Consider the following 20,250-nt stretch of genomic DNA (forward strand, 5'->3'; position numbering starts at 1 on the left):
GGAAAGGTGACGTGCGGGGAGCATCGTCGCCGCGCGCCGGGGTACTCGCCCGGCATGTCCTCCCCCGCATCGTCCGCGGTCGAACGCGCCGCCGCCGCGCTGGCGCGGCTCCGGCGTGGCCGGCTGCTGCACCCCGCCGGCCGCACCTTCTCCGCCGAGGTCCTGATCTGGGGTACGCCGGGCCCGCCGACCGGAGTGCCGCTGCTCGACCTGCCGAGCCGGTGGCCGGCGACGGTCCGCCTCTCGAAGGGTGTGCCCACGCCGGGGAGCTGGCCGGACGTGCTGGGCGTCGGCATCCGGCTGCACCGCGATCCGGAGCCGCCGGTGGACCTGCTGGCCAGTTCCAGCGCCGCCCCGCCGGTGCTGCGCCACCTGCCGCTGCCCCGGCGCGGCTTCACCGGGACATACAGCTCGATCATGGCCTTCCGGGCCGGCCGCCGGCGGCTGTACCTGGCGGTGCTGGCCGACCCGGACTCGCCGGACCTGGGCCGCGGCCTGGCCGGGCTGCCGGCGGTGGCCGGCGACGACGGGCCACGGCTGGTGCTGGCGGTGGCCTCCGCGGTCGGGCCGTGGCGGCCGTTCGGCGAGGTACGCCTGGACGGCCGGCGCGGCGCCCGGGAGGACGCCGCGCTGGCCTTCGACCCGATCGGGAACGTGCCGCCGGGGGCGCGGGTGGCCGGACCGCTGGCCTGGTTGCGGGCCACCACCTACCGGGGGTCCCGGCGGGCCCGCGGCGCGTCCGCTCAGTCGGGAGGCTCGACGGGGGTGACGGTCTGATCGGAGGTCCGGTGCTCCAGGACCGTGTCCGGCGCGGCGTTCCGGTCCTCCTCCCGGATGTCCGATTCGGTGAGGATCGCGTCGGCCTGCGCCTCGGGATCCTCGCTGCCCACCGCGGCCTCCTCGGGCAGCAGGTGGGCGCGGGACTCGATCCGGTCCTGATCGCTCTGGTCGTGGCTCATGCCGTCCTCATACCCCCGCCGGGGCGTGGCGTACCCGACGAGCGGGTGGGACCCGGTCGGCCCGTCGGGTACGCTGACGGGCGTGACGCGGTCGTATCGATGGTTTAGGCAGCCGGCTGAGGAGCCGGTGACTCGACCATGAGCTGACGTCACTTCCTCTTAGAGCCGGCCGGGCAGGGATGATTCCCTGCCCTTTCGCGTACGAGCAGCCGGCTCGATCCCGGGCGCCGGCCCCGGGCACGGTCGGCGGAAGGAATCCCACCGTGACGACCCCGGACGCCCATCGGGTCATCGACCAGCGGATCGACCGTGTCGTGCCGCTGACCACCCCGGCCCTGCTGCACCACCACCTGCCCCTGGAGCACTCCCTCGCCGAGGCCGTGGTGGCCGGCCGGCGCGCGGTCGGCCGGGTGCTGGACCGCGCCGACGACCGGCTGCTGGTCGTGGTCGGCCCCTGCTCGGTGCACGACCCCGCCGCGGCCCTGGAGTACGCGGGCCGGCTGCGCCAGGTCGCCGACCGGCTCGCCGACGACCTGCTCGTGGTGATGCGCGTCTACTTCGAGAAGCCGCGCTCGACCGTGGGCTGGAAGGGCCTGATCAACGACCCGGGCCTGGACGGCTCGGGCGACGTGAACACCGGCCTGCGCACCGCCCGGGCCCTCCTGCTCGACGTGCTGCGGCTGGGCCTGCCGGTGGGCTGCGAGTTCCTCGACCCGATCACCCCGCAGTACATCGCCGACACGGTGGCCTGGGGCGCGATCGGCGCCCGGACCGTGGAGAGCCAGGTGCACCGCCAGCTCGCCTCCGGCCTGTCCATGCCGATCGGCATGAAGAACCGCCCCGACGGCAGCATCTCCACCGCGGTGGACGCCATCCGGGCGGCTGGCGTGCCGCACGTCTTCCCGGGCATCGACGTCTCCGGCATCCCGGCGATCATGCACACCCGGGGCAACGCCGACGGTCACCTGGTGCTGCGGGGCGGCGGTGGCCGGCCCAACTACGACGCGGATTCGGTGGCGGGGGCGTTGGACCTGCTGCGCGCGGCCGGGCTGCCCGAGCGGGTGGTGATCGACGCCAGCCACGCCAACAGCGGCAAGGACCACCGCAACCAGCCGGTGGTCGCCGCCGACGTGGCCGCCCAGCTCGCCGCCGGCCAGCGGGGCATCGTCGGCATCATGCTGGAGAGCTTCCTCCAGCCCGGCCGCCAGGACCTCGACCCCACCCGCGAGCTGGAGTACGGCAAGTCGGTGACCGACGCCTGCATCGGCTGGGACACCACGGCCGACGTCCTCGACCACCTCGCCCAGGCGGTCCGCGCCCGCCGGGCCACCCTCCCCACACCCGCCTGAGCGGTGGTGGGGACGTTTGACCGATTCGGGCCCGGGTAGCTGGTCGGCGTGACCGACGACGCGCCCGTGACCGAGCAGCCGGACACCCGACAGCTCGACGAACTGCTCGACGACATCTTCCGTGGCCAGGAGCGGATGAGCCAGGCGGACATCTACCGCCGGGCGGTGGCCGCCGAACTCCCCGCCGATCTGCTGTCCCGGATCGACGCGCTGCCCGAGGGCGAGTACGCGGTCGACGAGGCGGCCGACCTGCTCGGCGGGACGGTGGCCTGAGCCATCCGGCGGACGCGGCCCGAGGACGGAGAGGACAGCGCAATGACCGACCGCAACGAGGAACACGAGCACCCCCCGGCGCTCGGCCAGCCGCCCGAGGGCACCGACACGCTGCCGGAACCGGACTTCGCCAACGAGCACGACCGCACCGCTGTGGACCGTGAGGTGATCACCGGGTCGGACGAGGACGAGCGGGAGCCGGAGGCGTCGCGCGGCTGGGCGGGCGAGGACCACGGCACCACCCCCACCTGAGCGGACCGGACGTGGGAAAGGGGGGCCGGCGCGGCGCGCCGGGCCCCCTTTTGCGTCCCGCCCTACTCCTTCCGGTGCCCGCCCTCGGCCGCCTGCTGGGCCACCGCGTACCCCATCTGGAGGAAGTCGGAGGCGGCCACCGCGGTCAGCGCGGTGGCGACGAGCCGGGTCAGCCGGGGCGCGAGCACCAGTCCGCCGGTGAGGCCCGTGGCGACCCAGACCGCCAGGCAGAACGGGCAGCTCAGCAGCTCGCCGACGGCGTGCCGGGTGGGGCTGCCCTGGTCGCGCACCTGTTCCATCACCTCGCCGCTGCCGATCGGGTGGTCGTAGCGGGTGAACGGCGCGCGGAGCGGGCTGGTGATCGCATCCTTGGAGAGCAGCCGGCTCAGCTTGTGGGTCGCGATGGCCAGCAGCACCAGGTCCGCGGGCGCGGGCCGCTCCGGCACCGGGCGGCCGGTCGCCTTGACCAGGCCGACCAGCGACGCGGTGACGGCGCCGTAGGTGCCCATGGCCGCCAGGTAGCCGCCCAGCGGCCGGTACTCGTGCGGCGCGTACGCCTGGCGCAGCCGCGCCACCTTCTGCCTCAGGCCACTCCCGGTCACCCGGCCTCCTCTTCTCGTCGTGGCGACCGGCTCAGCCGGCGTTCAGGTTGTCGGACACCTCGCGGGCGAGGTTGGACAGGATCTCGTCGGCCATGCCGTGGTCGGTGCCGTTCAGGTCGAGCCGGACCCGGGCGCCCCCGGCGTCGGCCGGCTCCACGTCGATGTCCGCGGACCAGCCGGCGGACTCGGAGCTCCAGCGGGCCCGCATGTCCTCGGCGTCGACCACCTCCACCTGGTGGGTGCCGGAGCGGCGCAGCGCCTCGGGCAGCCAGGCCGACGACCGGTCCGGGTCGGTGGCGGTGTTGAACACCACCTCGGGGGGCGCGGACATGCCGCGCTCGGCGTGGTTGCTCATCAGGCGTCCCGGAGCCGGCTCGGGTCGACCTCCCGGCCCGGGTTGCGGGCCAGGTACTCGGTCTCCAGCTCGGCGGTGCGGCGCAGGTGGTTGGCGAGCGCCGAGTCGGTGGCGTGCCGGAGGGTGTCCAGGCGGGTCCGGTGCAGGCTCTGCATCTCCCGGATCAGGTCCTCGTCGCCGAGCTCGGCGGGGTCCACCCCGAGCAGCTCACCGTCGATCTCGTGGGTGCGCGCGTGGTCGCCGTCCCACTCGGTCACCCGCTGCTCCGGGCTGGCGTCACGGCGTACTGATTCGGTCATCGTCGCCCCCTCGTCTCGTTCGGGCTGGCGTCTAGACGGATGCCCAGCCGGGGTGCCACCAAACCCGTCCCGGCTACGACACCGCGTCGGAGACGGCGGGTGGGCCCGGTACCCTCGATGGCATGAAGCGGCTCTGGACACCGGCGTGGATCGCTCGCCACGTGGCCATGGTCGTGCTGGTGGTGGGCTTTCTCGGGCTGGGCTGGTGGCAGGTCACCCGGGCCGCCGGGGGCAACACGCTGAGCTTCGGTTACGCGATCGAGTGGCCGGTGTTCGCCGCCTTCGTGGTCTTCGTCTGGTGGCGTGAGCTGCGGCACACGCTGCGGGCGGCGCGCGAGGAGCGGGCCAGCCCGGCGCCGCCGGCGGCCGCCGACGCCGAGCCGGCCGCCGCCCCGGCGGTACGCCGGCCGGTGCGGGTCAGCCGGGTGCCGGTCGCCCCGACCGGCGGGGCCGACGACGGCGAACTGGCCGCGTACAACCGCTACCTTGCATGGTTGAACGCCAACCCGGGCGCGAGGCCCGGCGACTATCCCGGCTGAGGCCGGTGCGGAAGGACGGACGACGGTGGGCGGAGCCTTTACCCGGTACCGCGTGATCGCCTGGATCGTGGGCGTGGCGCTGGTGGTGCTGGTCCTGATCGGCATGCCGCTGAAGTACGGCTTCGACAACCCGACCGTGGTGGCCGTGGTCGGCACCGCGCACGGCTGGCTCTACATGATCTATCTGGCCCTCACCTTCGACCTGTCGCGGCGGGCCGACTGGCCGCTCAAGCGGATGCTGCTCGTGATGCTCGCGGGCACCGTGCCGTTCGTCTCGTTCTACGCCGAGCGCCGGGTGAGCCACTGGATGGCCGCCGAGCAGGCGCCCCGGACCCCGGAGCCGGTGGCCGGCTGAGCCGGCCGGTCAGCGGTTCGGCCGCCAGGCCTCGGCCACCGGCGGGGCCCAACCGCCGTGGCGCACCCCCTCCCGGGCGCGTTGCAGGGCCCGGGTGACCTGGCCGAACTGCCGCTCGTTGTCGCTGCTGAACAGCAGCACCTCGGTGCCGCGGAGCCGGCCCCACAGCTCGTACGACGGGGGCCGCCAGCGGTCCCCGATCAGCACGAGCAGCAGCGGCAGCAAACCGACCGCGCCCAGCGTGAGGTACGCGGCCGCGGTGAGCCGTTGCAGCCCGCCGGTGAAGCCGAGCAGCACACCGACGCCGCCGATCAGGGCCGCGGAGACGGCGACCGCGCGGAGGGCGAGGCGGTCGTGCGGGCCGCGGGCGGTCCAGAGCTGGGTGATCTCGGCGACCGGCCAGCTGTTGCGGCCCACGGTGAAGCGCTCGCCGGTGACCACGATGCCGGGCCGGGCGTAGAGCAGGGTGGCGGAGACCGCGCCGGGGGACCGGGGCGGGCGGGTGGTGGAGCCATCGGTCTGCACGGCGGCCTCCCAGGATTCGCGGGTCGGGCCGCCGCGCCGTCGGCGTTGCCGCAGGGCGGGATTCCCGAACTCCGCGCTTCATTGTGTTGCGGGCGCGCCACCGGACCGGGCGTTTTCCCTGGCCACGCGCCTGTCGCCGGGCGCGGCAGGTGCCGGGAAACGGGAGTGATTTCCACCTTTGTCATCATTTGGCGGCGCGTTGCCTGGCGACATCCGCCCAGAACGACGAATCGGGCCACTGGTGCGATCCGCCCACCCGGCCCCGGCGCCGCGACGCCGCGCCCGCGAAACGGTCACGAAGCGTCACCGGCATCGGCGGCACTTCCTGACACTTTGCCAACTTTCGCCCCTGCTTCAACTCCCCGTCACTCCGGTCACGGGTTAGGTTGGGCAGGCCGGTCCGGTCGACCGCCATCCACCCGGATGGCCCCGGGCCGGTGTCGCCGGGTGGCACACGCCGCACCGGCGAGAGTCGGAGAGGAGCTTTCCGCTCTTGTCGTCCTTACGGATCCTGCTGCGCTCACTGGCGGTGGCGGGCCTCTCGGCCGCGCTGCTCGCCCCGGCGTCGGTGGCTCGGGCCGAGCCCACCCCCGCCGAGCTGACGAAGCAGATCGAGAAGTCCTCGACTGAGCTGGAGCGAATCGTCGAGTCGTACAACAAGCTCAACGAGGAGATCAAGGCCAACAAGGCCACCGCGGCCACGTTGCAGGCCAGGATCGGCCCGTTGCAGGAGCAGGCCGAGCGGAGCCGCGCCGACGTGGGCGTCCTCGCCGCGACGGCGTACAAGACCGGGGGCATGCGCACCGTGCAGGCCCTGCTGGAGCCGGGCGGGCCGGCCACGCTGCCGGACCGGCTGGGCACCCTGGACCAGCTGACCCGCCAGCGGCAGCAGACCATCAGCGGCTTCACCGAGAGCCAGCGCCGGCTCATCGACCAGAAGACCCGGCTCGACGCCACGCTGGCCCGCGAGGCCGCGCAGGCCAGGCAGCTGACCGCCGGCAAGAAGAAGATCGAGGCGGACCTGGCCCGTCTCTACGAGCTGCGCCGCAAGGCGTACGGCCGGGCCACCGAGGCGCCCGCGCGGTCCAGCTCCGCCGGCAGCGCCCCGGCCATCTCCGGTTCCGCCGGCGTGGCCGTGCGCTACGCCTACGGCGCGATCGGCAAGCCGTACGGCTACGGCGACGACGGTCCCGGCAGCTACGACTGCTCGGGTCTGACCCTGGCGGCCTGGCGGGCCGCCGGCAAGTCCCTGCCGCACAACGCGGCGATGCAGTGGGACGCCACCTCCCGGATCAGCCGCGGCTCGCTGCAACCCGGGGACCTGGTGTTCTACTCCGGTCTCGGGCACGTGGCCCTCTACGTGGGCGGCGGTCAGATCATCGACGCGCCCAGCGCGGGCCGTAACGTCAACAAGCGCGACATGGACATCATGTCGATCGCCGGCTACGGCCGGGTGCGCTGACCCGGACGGCGAACGGCCGGCGTCCCCCTATCGGACGCCGGCCGTTCGTTCAGTCCATTACTACCAGCTCAGGCCGCCTGCAGCCCCTCGGCGCGGGCCAGCTCACGGAGCCGGCCGAGGGCCTGGATCTCCAGCTGGCGGATCCGCTCCCGGGAGAGCGAGAACCGCGAGGCAACCTCGGTCAGCGAGTGCTCGCGCCCGTCCTCCAGGCCGTACCGGGCCCGCATGATGCCGGCCGAACGGTCGTCGAGGTGGTTGAGCAGACCCTCGATCCGCTGCCGCTCCAGGCCGGTGAGGACGATCTCCTCCGGCGACGGAGCGTCGCTGTCGGCGACCAGGTCGCCGAGGTTGGTGTCGCCGTCGTCGCCCACCGGGGTGTCCAGCGAGACGGTGTCCTGCGACCAGCGCCGCAGCTCGTTGACCCGCTCGACGGTGACGCCGAGCGCCGCCGCGATCTGCTCCGGCTCCGGGTCGCTGCCCAGCTCACGGGTGAGCTGCCGGGCCACGTTCCGCATCCGGTTGACGTCCTCGACCAGGTGCACGGGCAGGCGCACGGTGCGCTCCTGCTGGGCGATCGCCCGGCTGATGGCCTGGCGGATCCACCAGGTCGCGTAGGTGGAGAACTTGTAGCCACGCTCGTAGTCGAACTTCTCGACCGCGCGGACCAGGCCGGTGTTGCCCTCCTGGATGAGGTCCAGCATGGGCATGCCCGACCGCACGTAGCGGCGGGCGATCGAGACGACCAGTCGCAGGTTGGCGCGGATGAAGAGGTCCTTCGCGCGCTCCCCCTCGACGACCAGCCGCTCCAGGTCCTCCCGGTCGACGCCGGCGGGGACGCGGTCCTCGCCGAGCAGGTGCTCGGCGTAGAGGCCGGCCTCGATCGCCTTGGAGAGATCGACCTCCTTGGCGGCGTCCAGCAGCGGCGTCCGGGAGATCTCGTGCAGGTAGACGCCGACCAGGTCCCGCTCCTCGGCGACCTCGTCGGTACGCATGCCGATGTTCTTGTCCACGATTGCCACGGTCCCCTCGCTCGCGCCGGTTGCCCGGTTCCTTGCCATCCCCACGTTCATCAGCCCTCCCCGTAACCTCCGCTGTGCCCGTAGGTGCTGACACCTACACAACAGATGAGACGCGTCGGGGATTCCATGTCGTGAGTCGAAACTGTCACGAATGCCTGAGTAGTAGCTGAGAGCCCGGTCCATGTTTGCTGTCAGGACCCCTGCCCGGGTGGCTCACGGACGCCCCGATCGGAGGGCGTCGGAGCAGCGGAATCGTCGTCCGCTCAGGAAATCGCACCATTGCGAATTCCATGAACACAGCGACCCGCGTCACCGCGTCATTGCGATCCTGGTCACTGCGAGATACGCGCTCGCAGGCCGGTCGGTTCAACCACGGGTGAGGATTACCCCACGGCAGGTTGAACAATCCGCAGCGCTGGCGTCGTCCCCGCCCGCCACGTGACGCGCGTCGCACCCGTGGTGCGGTGGCGGCCGGGAGGGGACCCGGCCGGCGGAGGCGTCAGGAGGCGAGCAGGGCGAGCGCGCCGCGCACCTGGTCGGCGGAGCGGGCCAGGGCGGCCCGGGCGGCGGAGACCTCGGCGCCGGAGACCAGCGAGACGAGGGCGGTCTTCAGGTCACCGTCGGCTTCGTTGAGGGCGCCGCGGCAAACCTCCTCGGCGCAGCCGGTCGCCTCCATGAGGATCGAGATCATCCGGCCGCGCAGCTTCGCGTTGGTGGCCACCATGTCGATCATCAGGTTCGAGTAGACCCGGCCGAGGCGCACCATGACCGCCGTGGAGAAGGTGTTCAGCACCAGCTTCTGCGCGGTGCCCGCCTTCATGCGGGTCGACCCGGTGACCACCTCGGGTCCGGTGTCCACCCCGATGAAGACGTCCACCGACCCGGCGGCGTCGGCCTCCGGATTGGCGCAGAGCAGCACGGTCGCGGCCCCCTGCGCCCGGGATGCGGCGAGCGCCCCGAGGACGTACGGGGTGCGCCCGCTGGCGGCCAGCCCCACCACCAGGTCGCCGGGGCGTACGCACTCGGCGGCCTCGGCGGCGCCGCCGCGCTCGTCGTCCTCGGCATCCTCGACGGCCCGCCACATGGCCTCCGGGCCACCGGCCAGGTGGGCGCAGAACCAGTGCCGCGGCGAGTTGAAGGTGGGTGCCAGCTCGGCGGCGTCGAGAACGCCGAGGCGGCCGGAGGTGCCGGCGCCGAAGTAGTGCACCCGGTTCCCGGCGCGCAGCGCGGCGACGGCCAGGTCGACGGTCTCGGCGATCTCGTCGAGGACGGCGGCCACCGCGGCGGGCACCCGCCGGTCCGCCTCGTTGATGACGGTGAGCACGTCCCGGGTCGACATGAGATCGAGGTCGACGCTGTGCGGGTTGCGCCGCTCGGTGGGGGCGCCCACCCGGACCACGGGCCGCACGGCGGCCATCTCCTCCGGCTCCACCCGGCCCGCGGTCATGCCCGCCTCCGGCCGGCACCCACCCGGTGCGACTGGACCGCCTCGGCGGTCGCCTCCAGGGCCTTCCTGGCCTTGGCGCGGTTCCGGGCGGCCACCCCGACGAACAGGCAGTCGACCACGGTCAGCTGCGCCAGCCGGCTGGCCATCGCGCCGGAGCGGTAGGTGGTCTCGCGGGCCGCGGTGGTCAGCACGTGGTCGGCGACCTCGGTGATCGGCGAGCGGGGAAAGTTGGTCAGCGCGACCGTGGTGGCGCCCCGGGCGCGGGCCTGTTCGAGCACCTCGATGACGTCCGAGGTGGTGCCGGTGTGCGAGATGCCGACCGCGACGTCGCCGCGGCCGAGCAGGGCGGCCGAGGTGAGGGCGGTGTGCACGTCCGGGAAGTAGAAGGCGGTGCGGCCGATGCGGTGCAGCTTCTGCTGGAAGTCCGACGCGACGAAACCGCTCGCGCCGGCGCCGTAGACGTCGATCCGGCCGGCGGCGACGATCGCCTCGACCACCTGCTCGCAGACGGCGGGGTCGAGCTGCTCGGCGGTTTCCTCGACGGCCCGCGCGTCGTTGAACGCGATGGTGGCGATGATCTGCGCCAGGTCGGCACCGGGCGGGATGTCGCCACCCACCACCCGGGCGTCCGGCGGCTCGATCCGGCGGGCGGCCTCGGCGGCGAGCCGGATCCGCAGCTGCGGGTAGCCGTCCATGCCGACCGACCGGCAGAACCGGATGACGGTGGCCTCGGATGTCTCGGCGGCGGTGGCGAGATCCGTGATCGTGCGCCGGGCGGCGTCGGCCGGATCGGAGACGACCAGCCGGGCCACCCGCTGCTCGGCCGGGGACAGCGAGGGCAGCAGGCCGCTGATGTGGACGATCAGTCCACCGGGCTCGTGACTCGCAGAAATCTTCGGACTCTTCGCCACGGATGAAACTTACTTTCATGAGGCGTGACCGTCAACCATGACGGCGCGTATCCGGAAAAGTACCGCGTTCCGCGCCCGCTTCCCGTGCCAAGGGTCCCATTCCCGCAGCCCGGCCGCCTCCCCCGCTCCGGTCGACTCCGTCGCGCCGGCCGACGGCCGGCTCGGCCGTCGCGCCTGCCGGGTCGGCCGGACGGCCTCGCCGAGGTCACCGGTCGGCCGGGCCCGCCGGGGCGACCGGCATCGACCAGCCCGGATGCGTGCCCCGGTCACCGGCCGGGGCGCCGGGCGGCTAGCGTGGGCGCATGGCGGAACGCACGGTGCTGGTGACCGGGGGCACGGGCGGGCTGGGCGGTGCGGTCACCGCCGCCTTCCTGGAGGCCGGCTGGCGGGTGGTCGTACCCGGACGGGAGCGTGGCGGCCGGACGGCGCCGGCGGCCGGGCCGGTCCGGGTCACGGCGGACCTGCTGGACCCCGACGGGGCCGCGCGGGCCGTGGCCGTCGCCACCGAGGAGCCGGCCGCGCCGCTGCGGGCCGTGGTCAACCTGGTCGGCGGATACGCCAGCGGCGGGCTGGTGCACGAGACCCCGATCGAGGAGTTCGACCGGATGCTGCGGCTCAACCTGCGGCCCACGTACCTGGTGACCCAGGCCGCGCTGCCGCACCTGCTGGCGGCCGGCGGCGGCGCGGTGGTCTGCGTGTCGGCGCGGGCGGCGGTGGCGCCCTTCCCGGGCGCGGCCGGCTACGTCACCGCCAAGGCGGCCGTGCAGGCCTTCGCCAACGCCGTGGCCGTGGAGTACCGGCAGCGCGGGGTACGCAGCAACACCGTGCTGCCCAGCGTGATCGACACCCCGGCCAACCGGGCCGCCCAGCCCGACGCCGACCACCGCCGCTGGGTCCCGCCGGCCGAGATCGCCGCGGTGATCCGCTTCCTGGCCTCCGACGAGTCGGCGCCGACCAGCGGGGCGAGCGTCCCGGTCTACGGGCGGGCCTGAGCCGGCACCGGTTCGCCACGCCCGGCCCCGCCCGACGGCGGGCCGGTGCCGTCCGGGCCCGGCCCGGCCGCGGCCGGCGGGTCGCCCGGGAGCCACTCGGCGAGGTGTGCCCGGATCCGGTGGGACACCTCCTCCGGCGTGCCGCTGCCGTCCACCACCACGAAGCTGCCGTACTCCGGCAGGGTCCGGTACGCGGTGGCCGCGGCGCTGAGCCACCGCATGCTCTCGTGGTCGGTGCCACGCCGCTCGATCCGCCGGTACGCCTCGGCCGGGTCCAGGGTGAGCAGGAAGGTGACCCGGGGCGGCGGGAAGACCCGGTAGCCGGCCCGGGCCAGCCGCTCCCAGCGCTGCCCGCCGTGCGCCCGGATGCTGGCGTACTGGCAGGCGGACCAGCGGTCCATCACCGCCGTCCGGCCGGTCACCAGGCAGGTCAGCAGGGCGAGCGCGATGGCCAGCCAGCGGAGCACGGATTCCAGGGCGAGCAGCCCGTTGCGCCCGACGAGCCGCTGCGCGTCGGGCCGTCCGACCCGCTGCGCGAGCCGGCCGAGCCAGCGGCGGCCGCCGGCGTTGCGGTGGTAGGTGGCGGGATAGCCCGCGGCGGTGAGCGCCTCGGCGAGCCGGTGGGCCTGGGTGGTCTTGCCCGAGCCGTCGATGCCGATCAGGGCGACGGCGCGCAGTCGGGCCCTGCCGCGCCGCACCCGCAGTGACCTGGCCACCCTCCCGAGGTTATCCGACCCGTGCTCACCTTCGGCGGTTTGTCCGGATTGTCACCGCCACGTCGGGCCGCGCCCCCAACAGGTGTGGCCGACCCGTTCGCCGGGTACGCAACTTCATTCCCACCGCCACCTACGACGACGGGAGACCCAGAATGGCCGAGCGCGGGGACGAGACCCTGGTGCACACGCTCAAGAAGGTCGCCGCCGTGCTCAAGCAGTCCGAGATTCCCTTCGCGCTCGGAGGCAGCTTCGCCGTGTACGCCCACGGCGGCCACTCGAGCGACCACGACGTGGACTTCCTGATCCGGCAACAGGACGTGGACCGAGCCCTGGAGGCCCTGGTCGAGGCCGGCTTCACGGCCGAGCGCCCGCCGGAGGACTGGCTGGTCAAGGTCTACGACGAGGGCCGCATGGTGGACCTCATCCACCGGCCGATCGAGACTCCGGTCACCGAGGAGACGTTCGCCGACACCATCGTGCGGCCGGTCGACGCCATCCACATGCCGGTGCTCTCGGCCAGCCAGCTCATGGTGCACAAGCTGCTGAGCTTCTCCCAGCACTACTGCGACTTCGCCCGGGCCCTGCCGCTGGCCCGCTCGCTGCGGGAACAGATCGACTGGGAACGGGTACGGAAGGAGACGCAGCACTCGCCGTACGCCGAGGCGTTCCTGGTGCTGCTCGACCGGCTCGACGTGCTGCCCGGCGGCGCGTCCGGAGTGAGGGAGAACCCGTGACCGCACACCACGGCGACCCGCCGCCCGACGAGTACGTCGAGGCGGAGATCCAGAGCATGTTGGCCGAGGACCCGGATGTCGCCGAACAGGGCATCACCGTGGTGCGCCGCGAGCGCGGCCTGGTCCTCTACGGCGAGGTGGAGAGCCCGCACCGGCGCGAGGAGATCCTGCGCCGGGTGGCCGAGCGCTTTCCGGACCTGCCGGTCACCAGCGACATCGGCGTGATCCGTACGCAGGCGCCCACCCAGGTGGAGGAGCTGCCGTGAGGGAGGTTCGATCGTGATCCGCATCGCCGCCGTCGGCGACGTGCACCTGGACGAGGACGTGGTCGGCCGGTTCCGGCCGGCACTGGAGGAGCTGCCCGACTGCGCCGACGTGCTGCTGCTCGCCGGGGACCTCACCCGGCACGGCACCGAGTCCGAGGCGCGCTGCGTGGCGCAGGAGTTCGGCGACCTCGGCGTGCCGGTCATCACCGTCCTCGGCAACCACGACCACCAGTGCGACGAGGTGCCGCAGGTGGTGAAGGTGCTGGAGGACGCCGGGATCACCGTCCTGGAGGGGACGGGCATCGTGCTGGAGTGCGCGGGCGGCCGGCTCGGCGTGGCCGGGGCGAAGGGGTTCGGCGGCGGGTTCGCCGGGCGGTGCGCCAGCGACTTCGGCGAGCCGGAAATGAAGGCGTTCGTCCAGACGACCAAGGACAGCGCGGACTCCCTCGGCGCGGCGCTGCGCGGGCTCGACTGCGACGTGCTGGTCGCGCTCACCCACTACTCCCCCGTGCCGGACACCCTCGCCGGCGAGCCCCTGGAGATCTACCCGTTCCTCGGCTGCTACCAGCTCGGCCAGGCCATCGACTCGGCGCCCACCGCGCTGGCCCTGCACGGGCACGCCCACCACGGCAGCGAGCGGGGCACCACCCCGGGCGGCGTACGCGTCCGCAACGTCGCGCACCCGGTCATCAAGCAGGCCTACAGCATCTTCCACCTCGGTGATCAACTGGACTGAGAAGCAGGTTTCCCGGATCCGACGAACGGGTATCCGGCCGACATGGAGCTGATTCTCTGGATTCTCGCAGTCGTACTGGTGGTCGCCGGCATCCTCGCGCTGTTCCGCCGGCAGATCCTGTGGGGCATCGTCCTCATCGTCGTCGGCCTGCTGGTGGGGCCGGGAGGCGTCAGCATCTTCAACAATTAGCCGTCGACCTCCCGCCACCCTGACCCGCCGGGGTCGCCGGGTCCGAAGCTCCGTCCTCCCAGACAGGGGCCTCCGGACCCGGCGACCCCGGCGCCGTGCTGCCGGCCGGTTTGCCTCCCCGGGCCGGCGGGCATCCCGACGGCATGACGCTCTCGGGGACCATCCGGCGGGTCGGGCGCGGCCGGAGGTGGTGGGCGCTGCTGGGCTTCGGCGCCGCGGTGACCGTCGCGGCGGCCGTCGGCGTGCTGGGCGTGCGCAACACCCAGGAGGAGTACGCCGACCTCGCCCAACCGGCGTGGGCGCCGCCGCCGTGGCTCTTCGGCCCGGTCTGGACCGTCCTCTACGGGCTCATCGCGGTGTCCGGCTGGCTGGTCTGGCAGCGGACCGGCTGGGGGCCGGCGCTCGGTGCCTGGGTCACCCAGCTCGTGCTGAACGCGCTCTGGACCCCGCTCTTCTTCGGCGCCGGCCGCTACGGCCTGGCGTTCGCCGACCTCGTGCTGATGTGGCTGGCCATCGGGGTGACCGTGGCGCTGTCCTGGCGGGTGTCCCGGCCGGCGGCGCTGCTCCTGCTCCCCTACTGGGCCTGGGTGACCTTCGCCGGCGCGCTCAACCTCGCCATCTGGCGGCTCAACGGATGAGGGGGCGCGGGGCGGTCGGCCCCGCGCCCACCTCGGTCAGCAGCGCGGCACGCCGGGGATGTAGCCGTCGTAGCCGGTGTAGACGTACGCGTCGGAGATGAACCGGCCGGAGCCGATCCGGTCCCAGATCGAACTCGTCCCGTAGGTGCCGGTGACGCTGGTGCCGCTGGTCTGGCAGTAGATGGTGACGTTGGCGCCGTCGGCCACCGAGCCGACCGCGCTGTAGCCGGTGCCCGGGCCGGAGCGCACGGTCAGGGCCGCGCCCGCGGTGTTCACCGTGCCCGCCCCGGTGTTCGTGCCGGAGCAGCCGTTGTCGCTGGTGTAGGTCTTCGTGCCCCAGTAGAGGGCGAGGGCCCCGTTGAACCGGACCTGGATGTCACTGCCGTTCAGCCGCTGCTCGTAGTGCAGGTGCGGGCCCGTGGAGCCGCCGGTGCTGCCCACGTAGCCGATGACCCGGCCGTAGCCGACGGTCTGCCCGACCGAGACGTTGAAGCTGCTCAGGTGGGCGTAGTAGGTGGTGTATCCGTTGCCGTGGTCGATCCGCACGTACTTGCCGTAGCTGGTGCCGCCGAGGTCGGTCACCCGGTCGACGGTGCCGGGGGCGCTGGCCACCACCGGGTCGCCCAGGTCGTCGGTCCGGTTGAAGTCCACGGCGTAGGCCGGGCTGTGGTCCGAGCGCGTCTGGCCGGACCAGGCCTGGTTGCAGGGGAACGGAACCTTGAACGTCGGCGCGGCCATGGCCGGTGCCGCCGGGATCAGGGCCACGAGGACGGCGGTCACCGCCGCGAGGCTGAACCAGCGTTTGCGCATCCACTGCCTCCTATGTTGAAAGTTTTCGATCCGATACGGACAGGGTGGCAGAAAGTTCCATCGATGGGAAGGGGTCCCACCTGGGATCGGTCAGCGCAGCGTGGGAGCGCGCCCACGGCCGGTGAGCGGGTTTCGGGATTGTTACCGGGCCGTGTCCGGCAGGGGGTGGACCCGGCGCGATGCAAGCGCTTACATGTGTGGACGACCATCGGACCGGCGCGAGTTCGATTTCCTCCACGCGCCGGCAAGGAAGGAGATCGGCATGGCGTTTGCCAGATCACGCCAGGCTCTCGCGATCGCCGGCGTTCTGGGGCTGGCGCTCGGCGTCACCGCCTGCGGCACCGGCAACGACAAGAAGAGCAGCAAGGCGAGCTCGCCCGAGTGCGCCGCATACGAGAAGTACCAGGGCCACGACGGCAAGAAGGTCACGATCTACTCGTCGATCCGGGACATCGAGGCCGACCGCCTGGACCAGTCCTGGAAGCAGTTCGAGGACTGCACCGGCATCGACATCGACCACGAGGGCTCGGGTGAGTTCGAGGCCCAGCTGGGCGTCCGGGTCGACGGCGGCAACGCTCCCGACCTGGCCTTCATCCCGCAGCCGGGCCTGCTCAAGCGGTTCGCCGACGCGGGCAAGCTCAAGACGGTCGGCGCCGACACCAAGGCGCTGGCCGAGCAGAACTTCTCCCCCGACTGGCTGAAGTACAGCACCGTGGACGGCAAGCTCTACGGCGTCCCGCTCGGCTCCAACGTGAAGTCCTACGTGTGGTACTCGCCGAAGACCTTCAAGGAGAAGGGCTGGACCGTCCCGACCACCTGGGACGAGCTCATCGCGCTCAGCGACAAGATCGCGGCGAGCGGCACCAAGCCGTGGTGCGCGGGCATCGAGTCCGGTGACGCCACCGGCTGGCCGGCCACCGACTGGATCGAGGACGTGCTGCTGCGCACCCAGGGGGTGGAGGTCTACGACCAGTGGACCACCCACGGCATCCCGTTCAACGACCCGAAGGTCGCCGACGCGGTCGACAAGGCCGGCAGCATCCTCAAGAACGAGAAGTACGTCAACGGCGGCTTCGGCGGCGTGAAGAGCATCGCCACCACCTCCTTCCAGGAGGCCGGCACGCCGATCACCACCGGCAAGTGCGCCATGCACCGCCAGGCGTCCTTCTACGCCAACCAGTGGCCGGAGGGCACCAAGGTGGCCGAGGACGGCGACGTCTTCGCGTTCTACTTCCCGGCCGTCGACCCGGCCAAGGGCAAGCCGGTGCTGGGTGCCGGCGAGTTCGTCTCGGCGTTCGCCGACCGTCCCGAGGTCCAGGCGGTGCAGACCTACCTGGCCTCCGGCGAGTACGTCAACAGCCGCGCCAAGATCGGCGACTGGCTGTCGGCGAACAAGAAGCTCGACATCAACAACGTCCCGAACCCGGTGGACAAGCTCTCCGTCCAGATCCTGCAGGACCCGAAGACCGAGTTCCGGTTCGACGGCTCGGACCTGATGCCGGCCGCGGTCGGCGCGGGCACCTTCTGGAAGGGCATGGTCGACTGGATCAACGGCAAGGACACCACCACGGTGCTGAACGGCATCGAGAGCAGCTGGAAGTGATCTGAGGCGGTGGCCCGGTCCGCGACGCGGGCCGGGCCACCGCCCGCAACCGAACCCTTGAGGGAGGGTCGATGGAGTTCGACTTCGCGGCGGAACAGCCGAAGTTCCTCATGCTGATGTACGGGCTGATCGCTTTCGTCGCGGTGGTGGGCGGGCTGCTCCTGCTCCTCGACGTGGTGCCGGCCTGGTTCGCCCGCCGGCGGGACGAGCAGCTGGTCGCCGCCGTGGCGAGCGGCACGCCCCTGCCCCGCCGACGCAAGCCGCGGGAAGGGCTGATCGCGCTCTTCTTCCTGTTGCCGACACTGCTGTTTATCGTCGTCGGACTGGTGGTGCCGGCGATCCGGACCACCCTCCTCTCGTTCATGGACAAGGACAGCAGCAACTGGGTGGGCCTGGCCAACTACAGCTGGATGTTCTCCGAGGACTCGATCGTCCGAGTGCTGATCAACAGCCTGATCTGGGTGGTCCTCGTGCCGCTGGTGGCCACCGGGTTCGGCCTGATCTACGCCGTCCTCGTGGACAAGGCCCGGTTCGAGTCGGTGGCCAAGTCCCTGATCTTCCTGCCGATGGCGATCTCGTTCGTCGGCGCCGCCATCATCTGGAAGTTCGTCTACGCCTACCGGGGCGACGGCGACCAGATCGGCCTGCTCAACCAGATCGTCGTGAGCCTGGGCGGCGAACCCAAGCAGTGGCTGCTCGAGTCGCCGCTGAACACCCTGCTGCTCATCGTGATCATGATCTGGATCCAGGCCGGCTTCGCCATGGTGGTGCTCTCCGCGGCGATCAAGGCCATCCCGGCCGACATCGTCGAGGCGGCCCGGCTGGACGGCGTGAGCCCCTGGCAGATGTTCTGGCAGATCACCATGCCGACCATCCGGCCGGCGCTGATCGTCGTGGCGGTGACGCTCTCGATCGCCACGCTCAAGGTCTTCGACATCGTCCGGACCGCCACCAACGGCAACTACGACACCAGCGTCATCGCGAACGAGATGTACAACCAGGCGTTCCGCTACGGCCAGCCCGGGCAGGGCTCCGCACTCGCGGTCTTCCTCTTCGTCCTGGTCATCCCGATCGTGATCTACCAGATCCGCAACCTGCGTCAGCAGCGGGAGGGCTGAGATGACCACCGCCACCCCCACCGTCGGAGCCGGCGTCCAGGCCACCGGGACGCCCGGCCGGGCCGCCCGGGTCCGCAAGCGGCTGAACAGCCGGACCGCCACGCTGGTCTCGATCGTGCTCGCACTGCTCTGGACGGTCCCGACCTTCGGCCTGTTCATCTCTTCGTTCCGGCCCGAGGACCAGATCAAGACCACCGGCTGGTGGACGTTCTTCAGCGACCCGCAGTTCACCCTGGAGAACTACCGGGAGGTGTTGTTCAGCAACGGCTCGTCCGGGCAGCTGGCCAGCTACTTCATCAACTCGCTGGCGATCACCATCCCGTCGGTGCTCTTCCCGATCGCCTTCGCCTCACTGGCCGCGTACGCGCTGGCGTGGATCAACTTCAAGGGGCGGGACTGGGTCTACATCGCGATCTTCGCGATGCAGATCGTGCCGCTGCAGATGGCGCTCGTGCCGCTGCTGAAGTTCTTCTCCACCGGCGTCACCATCGCCGGGATCCAGGTGCTCCCCGCCTGGGGTCTGGTCGACGAGCAGAAGTTCGCGCAGGTGTGGTTCGCGCACACCTGCTTCGCGCTCCCGTTCGCCGTCTACCTGCTGCACAACTTCATCTCGCAGCTGCCGGGCGAGCTGATGGAGTCGGCCCGGGTCGACGGGGCCACCCACCCGAAGATCTTCCGGACCATCGTCCTGCCGCTGATCACCCCGGCGCTGGCCGCGATCGGCATCTTCCAGTTCCTCTGGGTCTGGAACGACCTGCTGGTCGCGCTGATCTTCGCGGGTGGCAGCAACGAGACCGCCCCGCTGACCGTCCGGCTCGCCGAGCTGGCCGGCACCCGGGGCAACGAGTGGCAACGGCTGACGGCCGGCGCGTTCGTGTCGATCGTCGTACCGCTGATCGTGTTCCTGTCCCTCCAGCGCTTCTTCGTGCGGGGCCTGCTCGCCGGCAGCGTCAAGGGCTGATCCGTTGCTCCGCCGCCGCCGGTTTCCGGCGGCGGCGGGCGCGGGTCGGAGCGGGGAACCGATGACGAAGATTGACGATGTCGCCCGCCTGGCCGGGGTGTCGACGGCCACCGTCTCCCGGGCGCTGCGCGGCCTGCCGACGGTCTCGGCCGCGACGCGCCGGCGGGTCCTCGCCGCCGCCGAGCAGCTCCAGTACGCGGTCTCGCCGAGCGCCTCCCGGCTGGCCGGCGGGAAGACCGGCACGGTGGCCGTGGTGGTCCCCCGGATCACCCGCTGGTTCTTCGGCACCGTGGTCGAGGCGGTCGAGGACTACCTCCACCAGAACGGCTACGACCTGCTGCTCTACAACCTGGGCGGGCGGGAGCAGATCCGGCAGCGGGTGCTGCACCCGGCCAGCCTGCACAAGCGGGTGGACGCGATCATCCTGGTCGCCACCCCGCTGCGCCCGGCCGACCTGACCGCGCTGACCAGGCTGGCCCTGCCCGGCGTGACCATCAGCTCCGGCAGCGGGGTGCCCGGCTGGCCCTGCGTCCGCATCGACGACGTGGCCGCGGCGCGGACCGCCACCCGGCACCTGCTCGACCTGGGCCACACCCGGATCGCGCACATCTCCGGCGACCCGGACGACGAGCTGGCCTTCACCACCCACCTGGACCGGCGGCGCGGCTACGAGGAGGCACTGCGCGCCGCCGGACTCCGGCCCGACCCGAGCCTCGACGTCGAGTCGCAGTTCAACGTCGACGGCGGCACCCGGGCGACCGCCGAGCTGCTGGCCCGGGGCGAGCCGCCGACCGCCATCTTCGCCGCCTGCGACGAGATGGCGATGGGCGCCATGACCGCGCTGCGCGACGCGGGGCTGCGGGTGCCCGAGGACGTCAGCGTGATCGGCATCGACGACCACGACCTGGCCGGGGTGCTGGGGCTGAGCACCATCGCCCAGCCGGCGGCGGAGCAGGGGTTGCTCGCCGCCCGCATGCTGCTCGACCCGCTGGGCGGGCGGGTCGCCAGCCCGTACGCCGGGCTGGTGCCGGCGCCGCGCGACCCGGACGCCGACCCCCGGTCGCCGGCCTCGGTGATCCTGCCCACTCGCCTGGTGGTGCGCGAATCGACCGCGCCGCCCCGGGCAAACTGATCAGATTC

Annotated in this window: 26 protein-coding genes and 1 pseudogene; 17 read left to right on the forward strand and 10 right to left on the reverse strand. The window is 72.3% G+C overall.

Annotated elements, in window-relative coordinates; all coding sequences use genetic code 11:
* The first annotated feature begins 54 nt into the window (after window positions 1-54).
* Window positions 55-777: a phosphodiesterase gene (locus NFX44_RS17685; RefSeq protein WP_262284660.1), complete on the forward strand. Its 723-nt coding sequence runs from the start codon at window positions 55-57 to the stop codon at window positions 775-777.
* On the opposite strand, the gene NFX44_RS17690 is transcribed toward NFX44_RS17685, so the two are convergent.
* Complete coding sequence (locus NFX44_RS17690) at window positions 744-959, reverse strand: hypothetical protein (RefSeq protein ID WP_262284661.1); 216 nt, start codon at window positions 957-959, stop codon at window positions 744-746. The genes NFX44_RS17685 and NFX44_RS17690 overlap by 34 nt on opposite strands.
* Before the next feature lie 263 nt (window positions 960-1,222).
* Here NFX44_RS17690 and NFX44_RS17695 point away from each other — a divergent pair, with 263 nt between their 5' ends.
* Genes NFX44_RS17695 through NFX44_RS17705 form a run of 3 tightly spaced genes read left to right on the forward strand, consistent with a single transcriptional unit; the run spans window position 1,223 to window position 2,833 of the window.
* Window positions 1,223-2,308 carry a 3-deoxy-7-phosphoheptulonate synthase gene (locus NFX44_RS17695; RefSeq protein WP_262284662.1) on the forward strand — a complete coding sequence of 362 codons (1,086 nt, stop codon included), beginning with the start codon at window positions 1,223-1,225 and terminating at the stop codon, window positions 2,306-2,308.
* A gap of 48 nt (window positions 2,309-2,356) precedes the next feature.
* Window positions 2,357-2,581, forward strand: a complete 225-nt coding sequence (locus NFX44_RS17700) for a hypothetical protein (protein ID WP_262284663.1) — start codon at window positions 2,357-2,359, stop codon at window positions 2,579-2,581.
* 42 nt (window positions 2,582-2,623) lie between these two features.
* Window positions 2,624-2,833 (forward strand): hypothetical protein, encoded by a 210-nt coding sequence (locus tag NFX44_RS17705; protein ID WP_262284664.1) that lies wholly within the window; start codon window positions 2,624-2,626, stop codon window positions 2,831-2,833.
* A gap of 62 nt (window positions 2,834-2,895) precedes the next feature.
* Here the strand turns inward: NFX44_RS17705 and NFX44_RS17710 are convergent, their stop codons facing one another.
* From NFX44_RS17710 to NFX44_RS17720, 3 genes are read right to left on the reverse strand one after another with little or no spacing between them, the layout of a single operon-like run.
* On the reverse strand, window positions 2,896-3,435 hold the full coding sequence (locus NFX44_RS17710) for a DUF1360 domain-containing protein (protein WP_262284665.1): 540 nt from the start codon (window positions 3,433-3,435) through the stop codon (window positions 2,896-2,898).
* A gap of 31 nt (window positions 3,436-3,466) precedes the next feature.
* Window positions 3,467-3,790 (reverse strand): hypothetical protein, encoded by a 324-nt coding sequence (locus tag NFX44_RS17715; protein ID WP_262284666.1) that lies wholly within the window; start codon window positions 3,788-3,790, stop codon window positions 3,467-3,469.
* Window positions 3,790-4,089: a DUF6158 family protein gene (locus tag NFX44_RS17720; protein WP_262284667.1), complete on the reverse strand. Its 300-nt coding sequence runs from the start codon at window positions 4,087-4,089 to the stop codon at window positions 3,790-3,792. The genes NFX44_RS17715 and NFX44_RS17720 overlap by 1 nt, the downstream gene beginning before the upstream one ends.
* Before the next feature lie 122 nt (window positions 4,090-4,211).
* Here NFX44_RS17720 and NFX44_RS17725 point away from each other — a divergent pair, with 122 nt between their 5' ends.
* The gene (locus tag NFX44_RS17725) at window positions 4,212-4,628 is read left to right on the forward strand and encodes a hypothetical protein (RefSeq protein WP_262284668.1); all 417 of its coding nucleotides are present in this window, start codon (window positions 4,212-4,214) and stop codon (window positions 4,626-4,628) included.
* 25 nt (window positions 4,629-4,653) lie between these two features.
* Window positions 4,654-4,983 (forward strand): DUF3817 domain-containing protein, encoded by a 330-nt coding sequence (locus tag NFX44_RS17730; RefSeq protein WP_262284669.1) that lies wholly within the window; start codon window positions 4,654-4,656, stop codon window positions 4,981-4,983.
* 9 nt (window positions 4,984-4,992) lie between these two features.
* On the opposite strand, the gene NFX44_RS17735 is transcribed toward NFX44_RS17730, so the two are convergent.
* A complete protein-coding gene (locus tag NFX44_RS17735; RefSeq protein WP_262284670.1) occupies window positions 4,993-5,508 on the reverse strand; it encodes a DUF6232 family protein in 516 nt (171 codons plus the stop codon).
* 493 nt (window positions 5,509-6,001) lie between these two features.
* On the opposite strand from NFX44_RS17735, the gene NFX44_RS17740 reads away from it, so the two are divergent.
* Window positions 6,002-6,970, forward strand: coding sequence for a C40 family peptidase (locus NFX44_RS17740; protein ID WP_262284671.1), 969 nt, complete (start codon window positions 6,002-6,004; stop codon window positions 6,968-6,970).
* Between the two features lie 68 nt (window positions 6,971-7,038).
* On the opposite strand, the gene NFX44_RS17745 is transcribed toward NFX44_RS17740, so the two are convergent.
* The 3 genes from NFX44_RS17745 to NFX44_RS17755 all read right to left on the reverse strand — a co-directional run bounded on the left by NFX44_RS17745 (window position 7,039) and on the right by NFX44_RS17755 (window position 10,347).
* Window positions 7,039-8,028: an RNA polymerase sigma factor RpoD/SigA gene (locus NFX44_RS17745; protein WP_208602949.1), complete on the reverse strand. Its 990-nt coding sequence runs from the start codon at window positions 8,026-8,028 to the stop codon at window positions 7,039-7,041.
* 460 nt (window positions 8,029-8,488) lie between these two features.
* Window positions 8,489-9,436, reverse strand: a complete 948-nt coding sequence (gene murQ, locus NFX44_RS17750) for an N-acetylmuramic acid 6-phosphate etherase (protein ID WP_262284672.1) — start codon at window positions 9,434-9,436, stop codon at window positions 8,489-8,491.
* Entirely contained in the window at window positions 9,433-10,347 is a 915-nt protein-coding gene (locus NFX44_RS17755) for a MurR/RpiR family transcriptional regulator (protein WP_151461072.1), read from the reverse strand. Before NFX44_RS17755 ends, murQ begins: the two co-directional genes overlap by 4 nt.
* A 302-nt stretch (window positions 10,348-10,649) precedes the next feature.
* Between NFX44_RS17755 and NFX44_RS17760 the strand changes: the two genes are divergently transcribed.
* Window positions 10,650-11,339 carry an SDR family NAD(P)-dependent oxidoreductase gene (locus tag NFX44_RS17760; protein WP_262284673.1) on the forward strand — a complete coding sequence of 230 codons (690 nt, stop codon included), beginning with the start codon at window positions 10,650-10,652 and terminating at the stop codon, window positions 11,337-11,339.
* Here the strand turns inward: NFX44_RS17760 and NFX44_RS17765 are convergent.
* Window positions 11,324-12,055, reverse strand: coding sequence for a dTMP kinase (locus tag NFX44_RS17765; RefSeq protein WP_262284674.1), 732 nt, complete (start codon window positions 12,053-12,055; stop codon window positions 11,324-11,326). The two genes, NFX44_RS17760 and NFX44_RS17765, sit on opposite strands and share 16 nt — an antisense overlap.
* Window positions 12,056-12,207: 152 nt before the next feature.
* Here NFX44_RS17765 and NFX44_RS17770 point away from each other — a divergent pair, with 152 nt between their 5' ends.
* The 5 genes and pseudogenes from NFX44_RS17770 (at window position 12,208) to NFX44_RS17790 (ending at window position 14,618) form a co-directional block, all read left to right on the forward strand.
* Window positions 12,208-12,789 (forward strand): nucleotidyltransferase family protein, encoded by a 582-nt coding sequence (locus NFX44_RS17770; protein WP_262284675.1) that lies wholly within the window; start codon window positions 12,208-12,210, stop codon window positions 12,787-12,789.
* 56 nt (window positions 12,790-12,845) lie between these two features.
* On the forward strand, window positions 12,846-13,055 hold the full coding sequence (locus NFX44_RS17775) for a hypothetical protein (RefSeq protein WP_225853614.1): 210 nt from the start codon (window positions 12,846-12,848) through the stop codon (window positions 13,053-13,055).
* A 10-nt stretch (window positions 13,056-13,065) separates the two neighbouring features.
* Window positions 13,066-13,843, forward strand: a pseudogene (locus NFX44_RS17780) (metallophosphoesterase).
* Window positions 13,834-13,980 (forward strand): GPGG-motif small membrane protein, encoded by a 147-nt coding sequence (locus NFX44_RS17785; RefSeq protein ID WP_165949678.1) that lies wholly within the window; start codon window positions 13,834-13,836, stop codon window positions 13,978-13,980. The pseudogene NFX44_RS17780 and the gene NFX44_RS17785 overlap by 10 nt, the downstream one beginning before the upstream one ends.
* A 143-nt stretch (window positions 13,981-14,123) precedes the next feature.
* Window positions 14,124-14,618 (forward strand): TspO/MBR family protein, encoded by a 495-nt coding sequence (locus NFX44_RS17790; protein WP_262284676.1) that lies wholly within the window; start codon window positions 14,124-14,126, stop codon window positions 14,616-14,618.
* 36 nt (window positions 14,619-14,654) lie between these two features.
* Here NFX44_RS17790 and NFX44_RS17795 read toward each other — a convergent pair whose 3' ends face one another.
* The gene (locus NFX44_RS17795) at window positions 14,655-15,428 is read right to left on the reverse strand and encodes a peptidoglycan DD-metalloendopeptidase family protein (RefSeq protein WP_262284677.1); all 774 of its coding nucleotides are present in this window, start codon (window positions 15,426-15,428) and stop codon (window positions 14,655-14,657) included.
* Between the two features lie 262 nt (window positions 15,429-15,690).
* Here NFX44_RS17795 and NFX44_RS17800 point away from each other — a divergent pair, with 262 nt between their 5' ends.
* From NFX44_RS17800 to NFX44_RS17815, 4 genes are all read left to right on the forward strand, one after another.
* On the forward strand, window positions 15,691-17,031 hold the full coding sequence (locus tag NFX44_RS17800; RefSeq protein ID WP_262284678.1) for an ABC transporter substrate-binding protein: 1,341 nt from the start codon (window positions 15,691-15,693) through the stop codon (window positions 17,029-17,031).
* Window positions 17,032-17,102: 71 nt separating this feature from the next.
* Window positions 17,103-18,149 (forward strand): carbohydrate ABC transporter permease, encoded by a 1,047-nt coding sequence (locus NFX44_RS17805; protein ID WP_262284679.1) that lies wholly within the window; start codon window positions 17,103-17,105, stop codon window positions 18,147-18,149.
* Between the two features lies 1 nt (window position 18,150).
* On the forward strand, window positions 18,151-19,110 hold the full coding sequence (locus NFX44_RS17810; RefSeq protein ID WP_262284680.1) for a carbohydrate ABC transporter permease: 960 nt from the start codon (window positions 18,151-18,153) through the stop codon (window positions 19,108-19,110).
* Between the two features lie 61 nt (window positions 19,111-19,171).
* Window positions 19,172-20,242 (forward strand): LacI family DNA-binding transcriptional regulator, encoded by a 1,071-nt coding sequence (locus tag NFX44_RS17815; protein ID WP_262284681.1) that lies wholly within the window; start codon window positions 19,172-19,174, stop codon window positions 20,240-20,242.
* The last annotated feature ends 8 nt before the right edge of the window (window positions 20,243-20,250 follow it).

This window comes from Micromonospora sp. MA102 (assembly GCF_025460765.1).
Lineage (GTDB): Bacteria > Actinomycetota > Actinomycetes > Mycobacteriales > Micromonosporaceae > Micromonospora > Micromonospora halotolerans.

What these genes read in the sequence shown, in the direction of transcription:
- NFX44_RS17685 (WP_262284660.1), top strand. Translation starts at nt 55, where the DNA reads ATGTCCTCCCCCGCATCGTCCGCGGTCGAACGCGCCGCCGCCGCGCTG.
- NFX44_RS17690 (WP_262284661.1), bottom strand. Translation starts at nt 959, where the DNA reads ATGAGCCACGACCAGAGCGATCAGGACCGGATCGAGTCCCGCGCCCAC.
- NFX44_RS17705 (WP_262284664.1), top strand. Translation starts at nt 2,624, where the DNA reads ATGACCGACCGCAACGAGGAACACGAGCACCCCCCGGCGCTCGGCCAG.
- NFX44_RS17715 (WP_262284666.1), bottom strand. Translation starts at nt 3,790, where the DNA reads ATGAGCAACCACGCCGAGCGCGGCATGTCCGCGCCCCCCGAGGTGGTG.
- NFX44_RS17720 (WP_262284667.1), bottom strand. Translation starts at nt 4,089, where the DNA reads ATGACCGAATCAGTACGCCGTGACGCCAGCCCGGAGCAGCGGGTGACC.
- NFX44_RS17725 (WP_262284668.1), top strand. Translation starts at nt 4,212, where the DNA reads ATGAAGCGGCTCTGGACACCGGCGTGGATCGCTCGCCACGTGGCCATG.
- NFX44_RS17745 (WP_208602949.1), bottom strand. Translation starts at nt 8,028, where the DNA reads ATGGCAAGGAACCGGGCAACCGGCGCGAGCGAGGGGACCGTGGCAATC.
- murQ (WP_262284672.1), bottom strand. Translation starts at nt 9,436, where the DNA reads ATGACCGCGGGCCGGGTGGAGCCGGAGGAGATGGCCGCCGTGCGGCCC.
- NFX44_RS17760 (WP_262284673.1), top strand. Translation starts at nt 10,650, where the DNA reads ATGGCGGAACGCACGGTGCTGGTGACCGGGGGCACGGGCGGGCTGGGC.
- NFX44_RS17770 (WP_262284675.1), top strand. Translation starts at nt 12,208, where the DNA reads ATGGCCGAGCGCGGGGACGAGACCCTGGTGCACACGCTCAAGAAGGTC.
- NFX44_RS17775 (WP_225853614.1), top strand. Translation starts at nt 12,846, where the DNA reads ATGTTGGCCGAGGACCCGGATGTCGCCGAACAGGGCATCACCGTGGTG.
- NFX44_RS17785 (WP_165949678.1), top strand. Translation starts at nt 13,834, where the DNA reads ATGGAGCTGATTCTCTGGATTCTCGCAGTCGTACTGGTGGTCGCCGGC.
- NFX44_RS17790 (WP_262284676.1), top strand. Translation starts at nt 14,124, where the DNA reads ATGACGCTCTCGGGGACCATCCGGCGGGTCGGGCGCGGCCGGAGGTGG.
- NFX44_RS17795 (WP_262284677.1), bottom strand. Translation starts at nt 15,428, where the DNA reads ATGCGCAAACGCTGGTTCAGCCTCGCGGCGGTGACCGCCGTCCTCGTG.
- NFX44_RS17800 (WP_262284678.1), top strand. Translation starts at nt 15,691, where the DNA reads ATGGCGTTTGCCAGATCACGCCAGGCTCTCGCGATCGCCGGCGTTCTG.
- NFX44_RS17805 (WP_262284679.1), top strand. Translation starts at nt 17,103, where the DNA reads ATGGAGTTCGACTTCGCGGCGGAACAGCCGAAGTTCCTCATGCTGATG.
- NFX44_RS17810 (WP_262284680.1), top strand. Translation starts at nt 18,151, where the DNA reads ATGACCACCGCCACCCCCACCGTCGGAGCCGGCGTCCAGGCCACCGGG.
- NFX44_RS17815 (WP_262284681.1), top strand. Translation starts at nt 19,172, where the DNA reads ATGACGAAGATTGACGATGTCGCCCGCCTGGCCGGGGTGTCGACGGCC.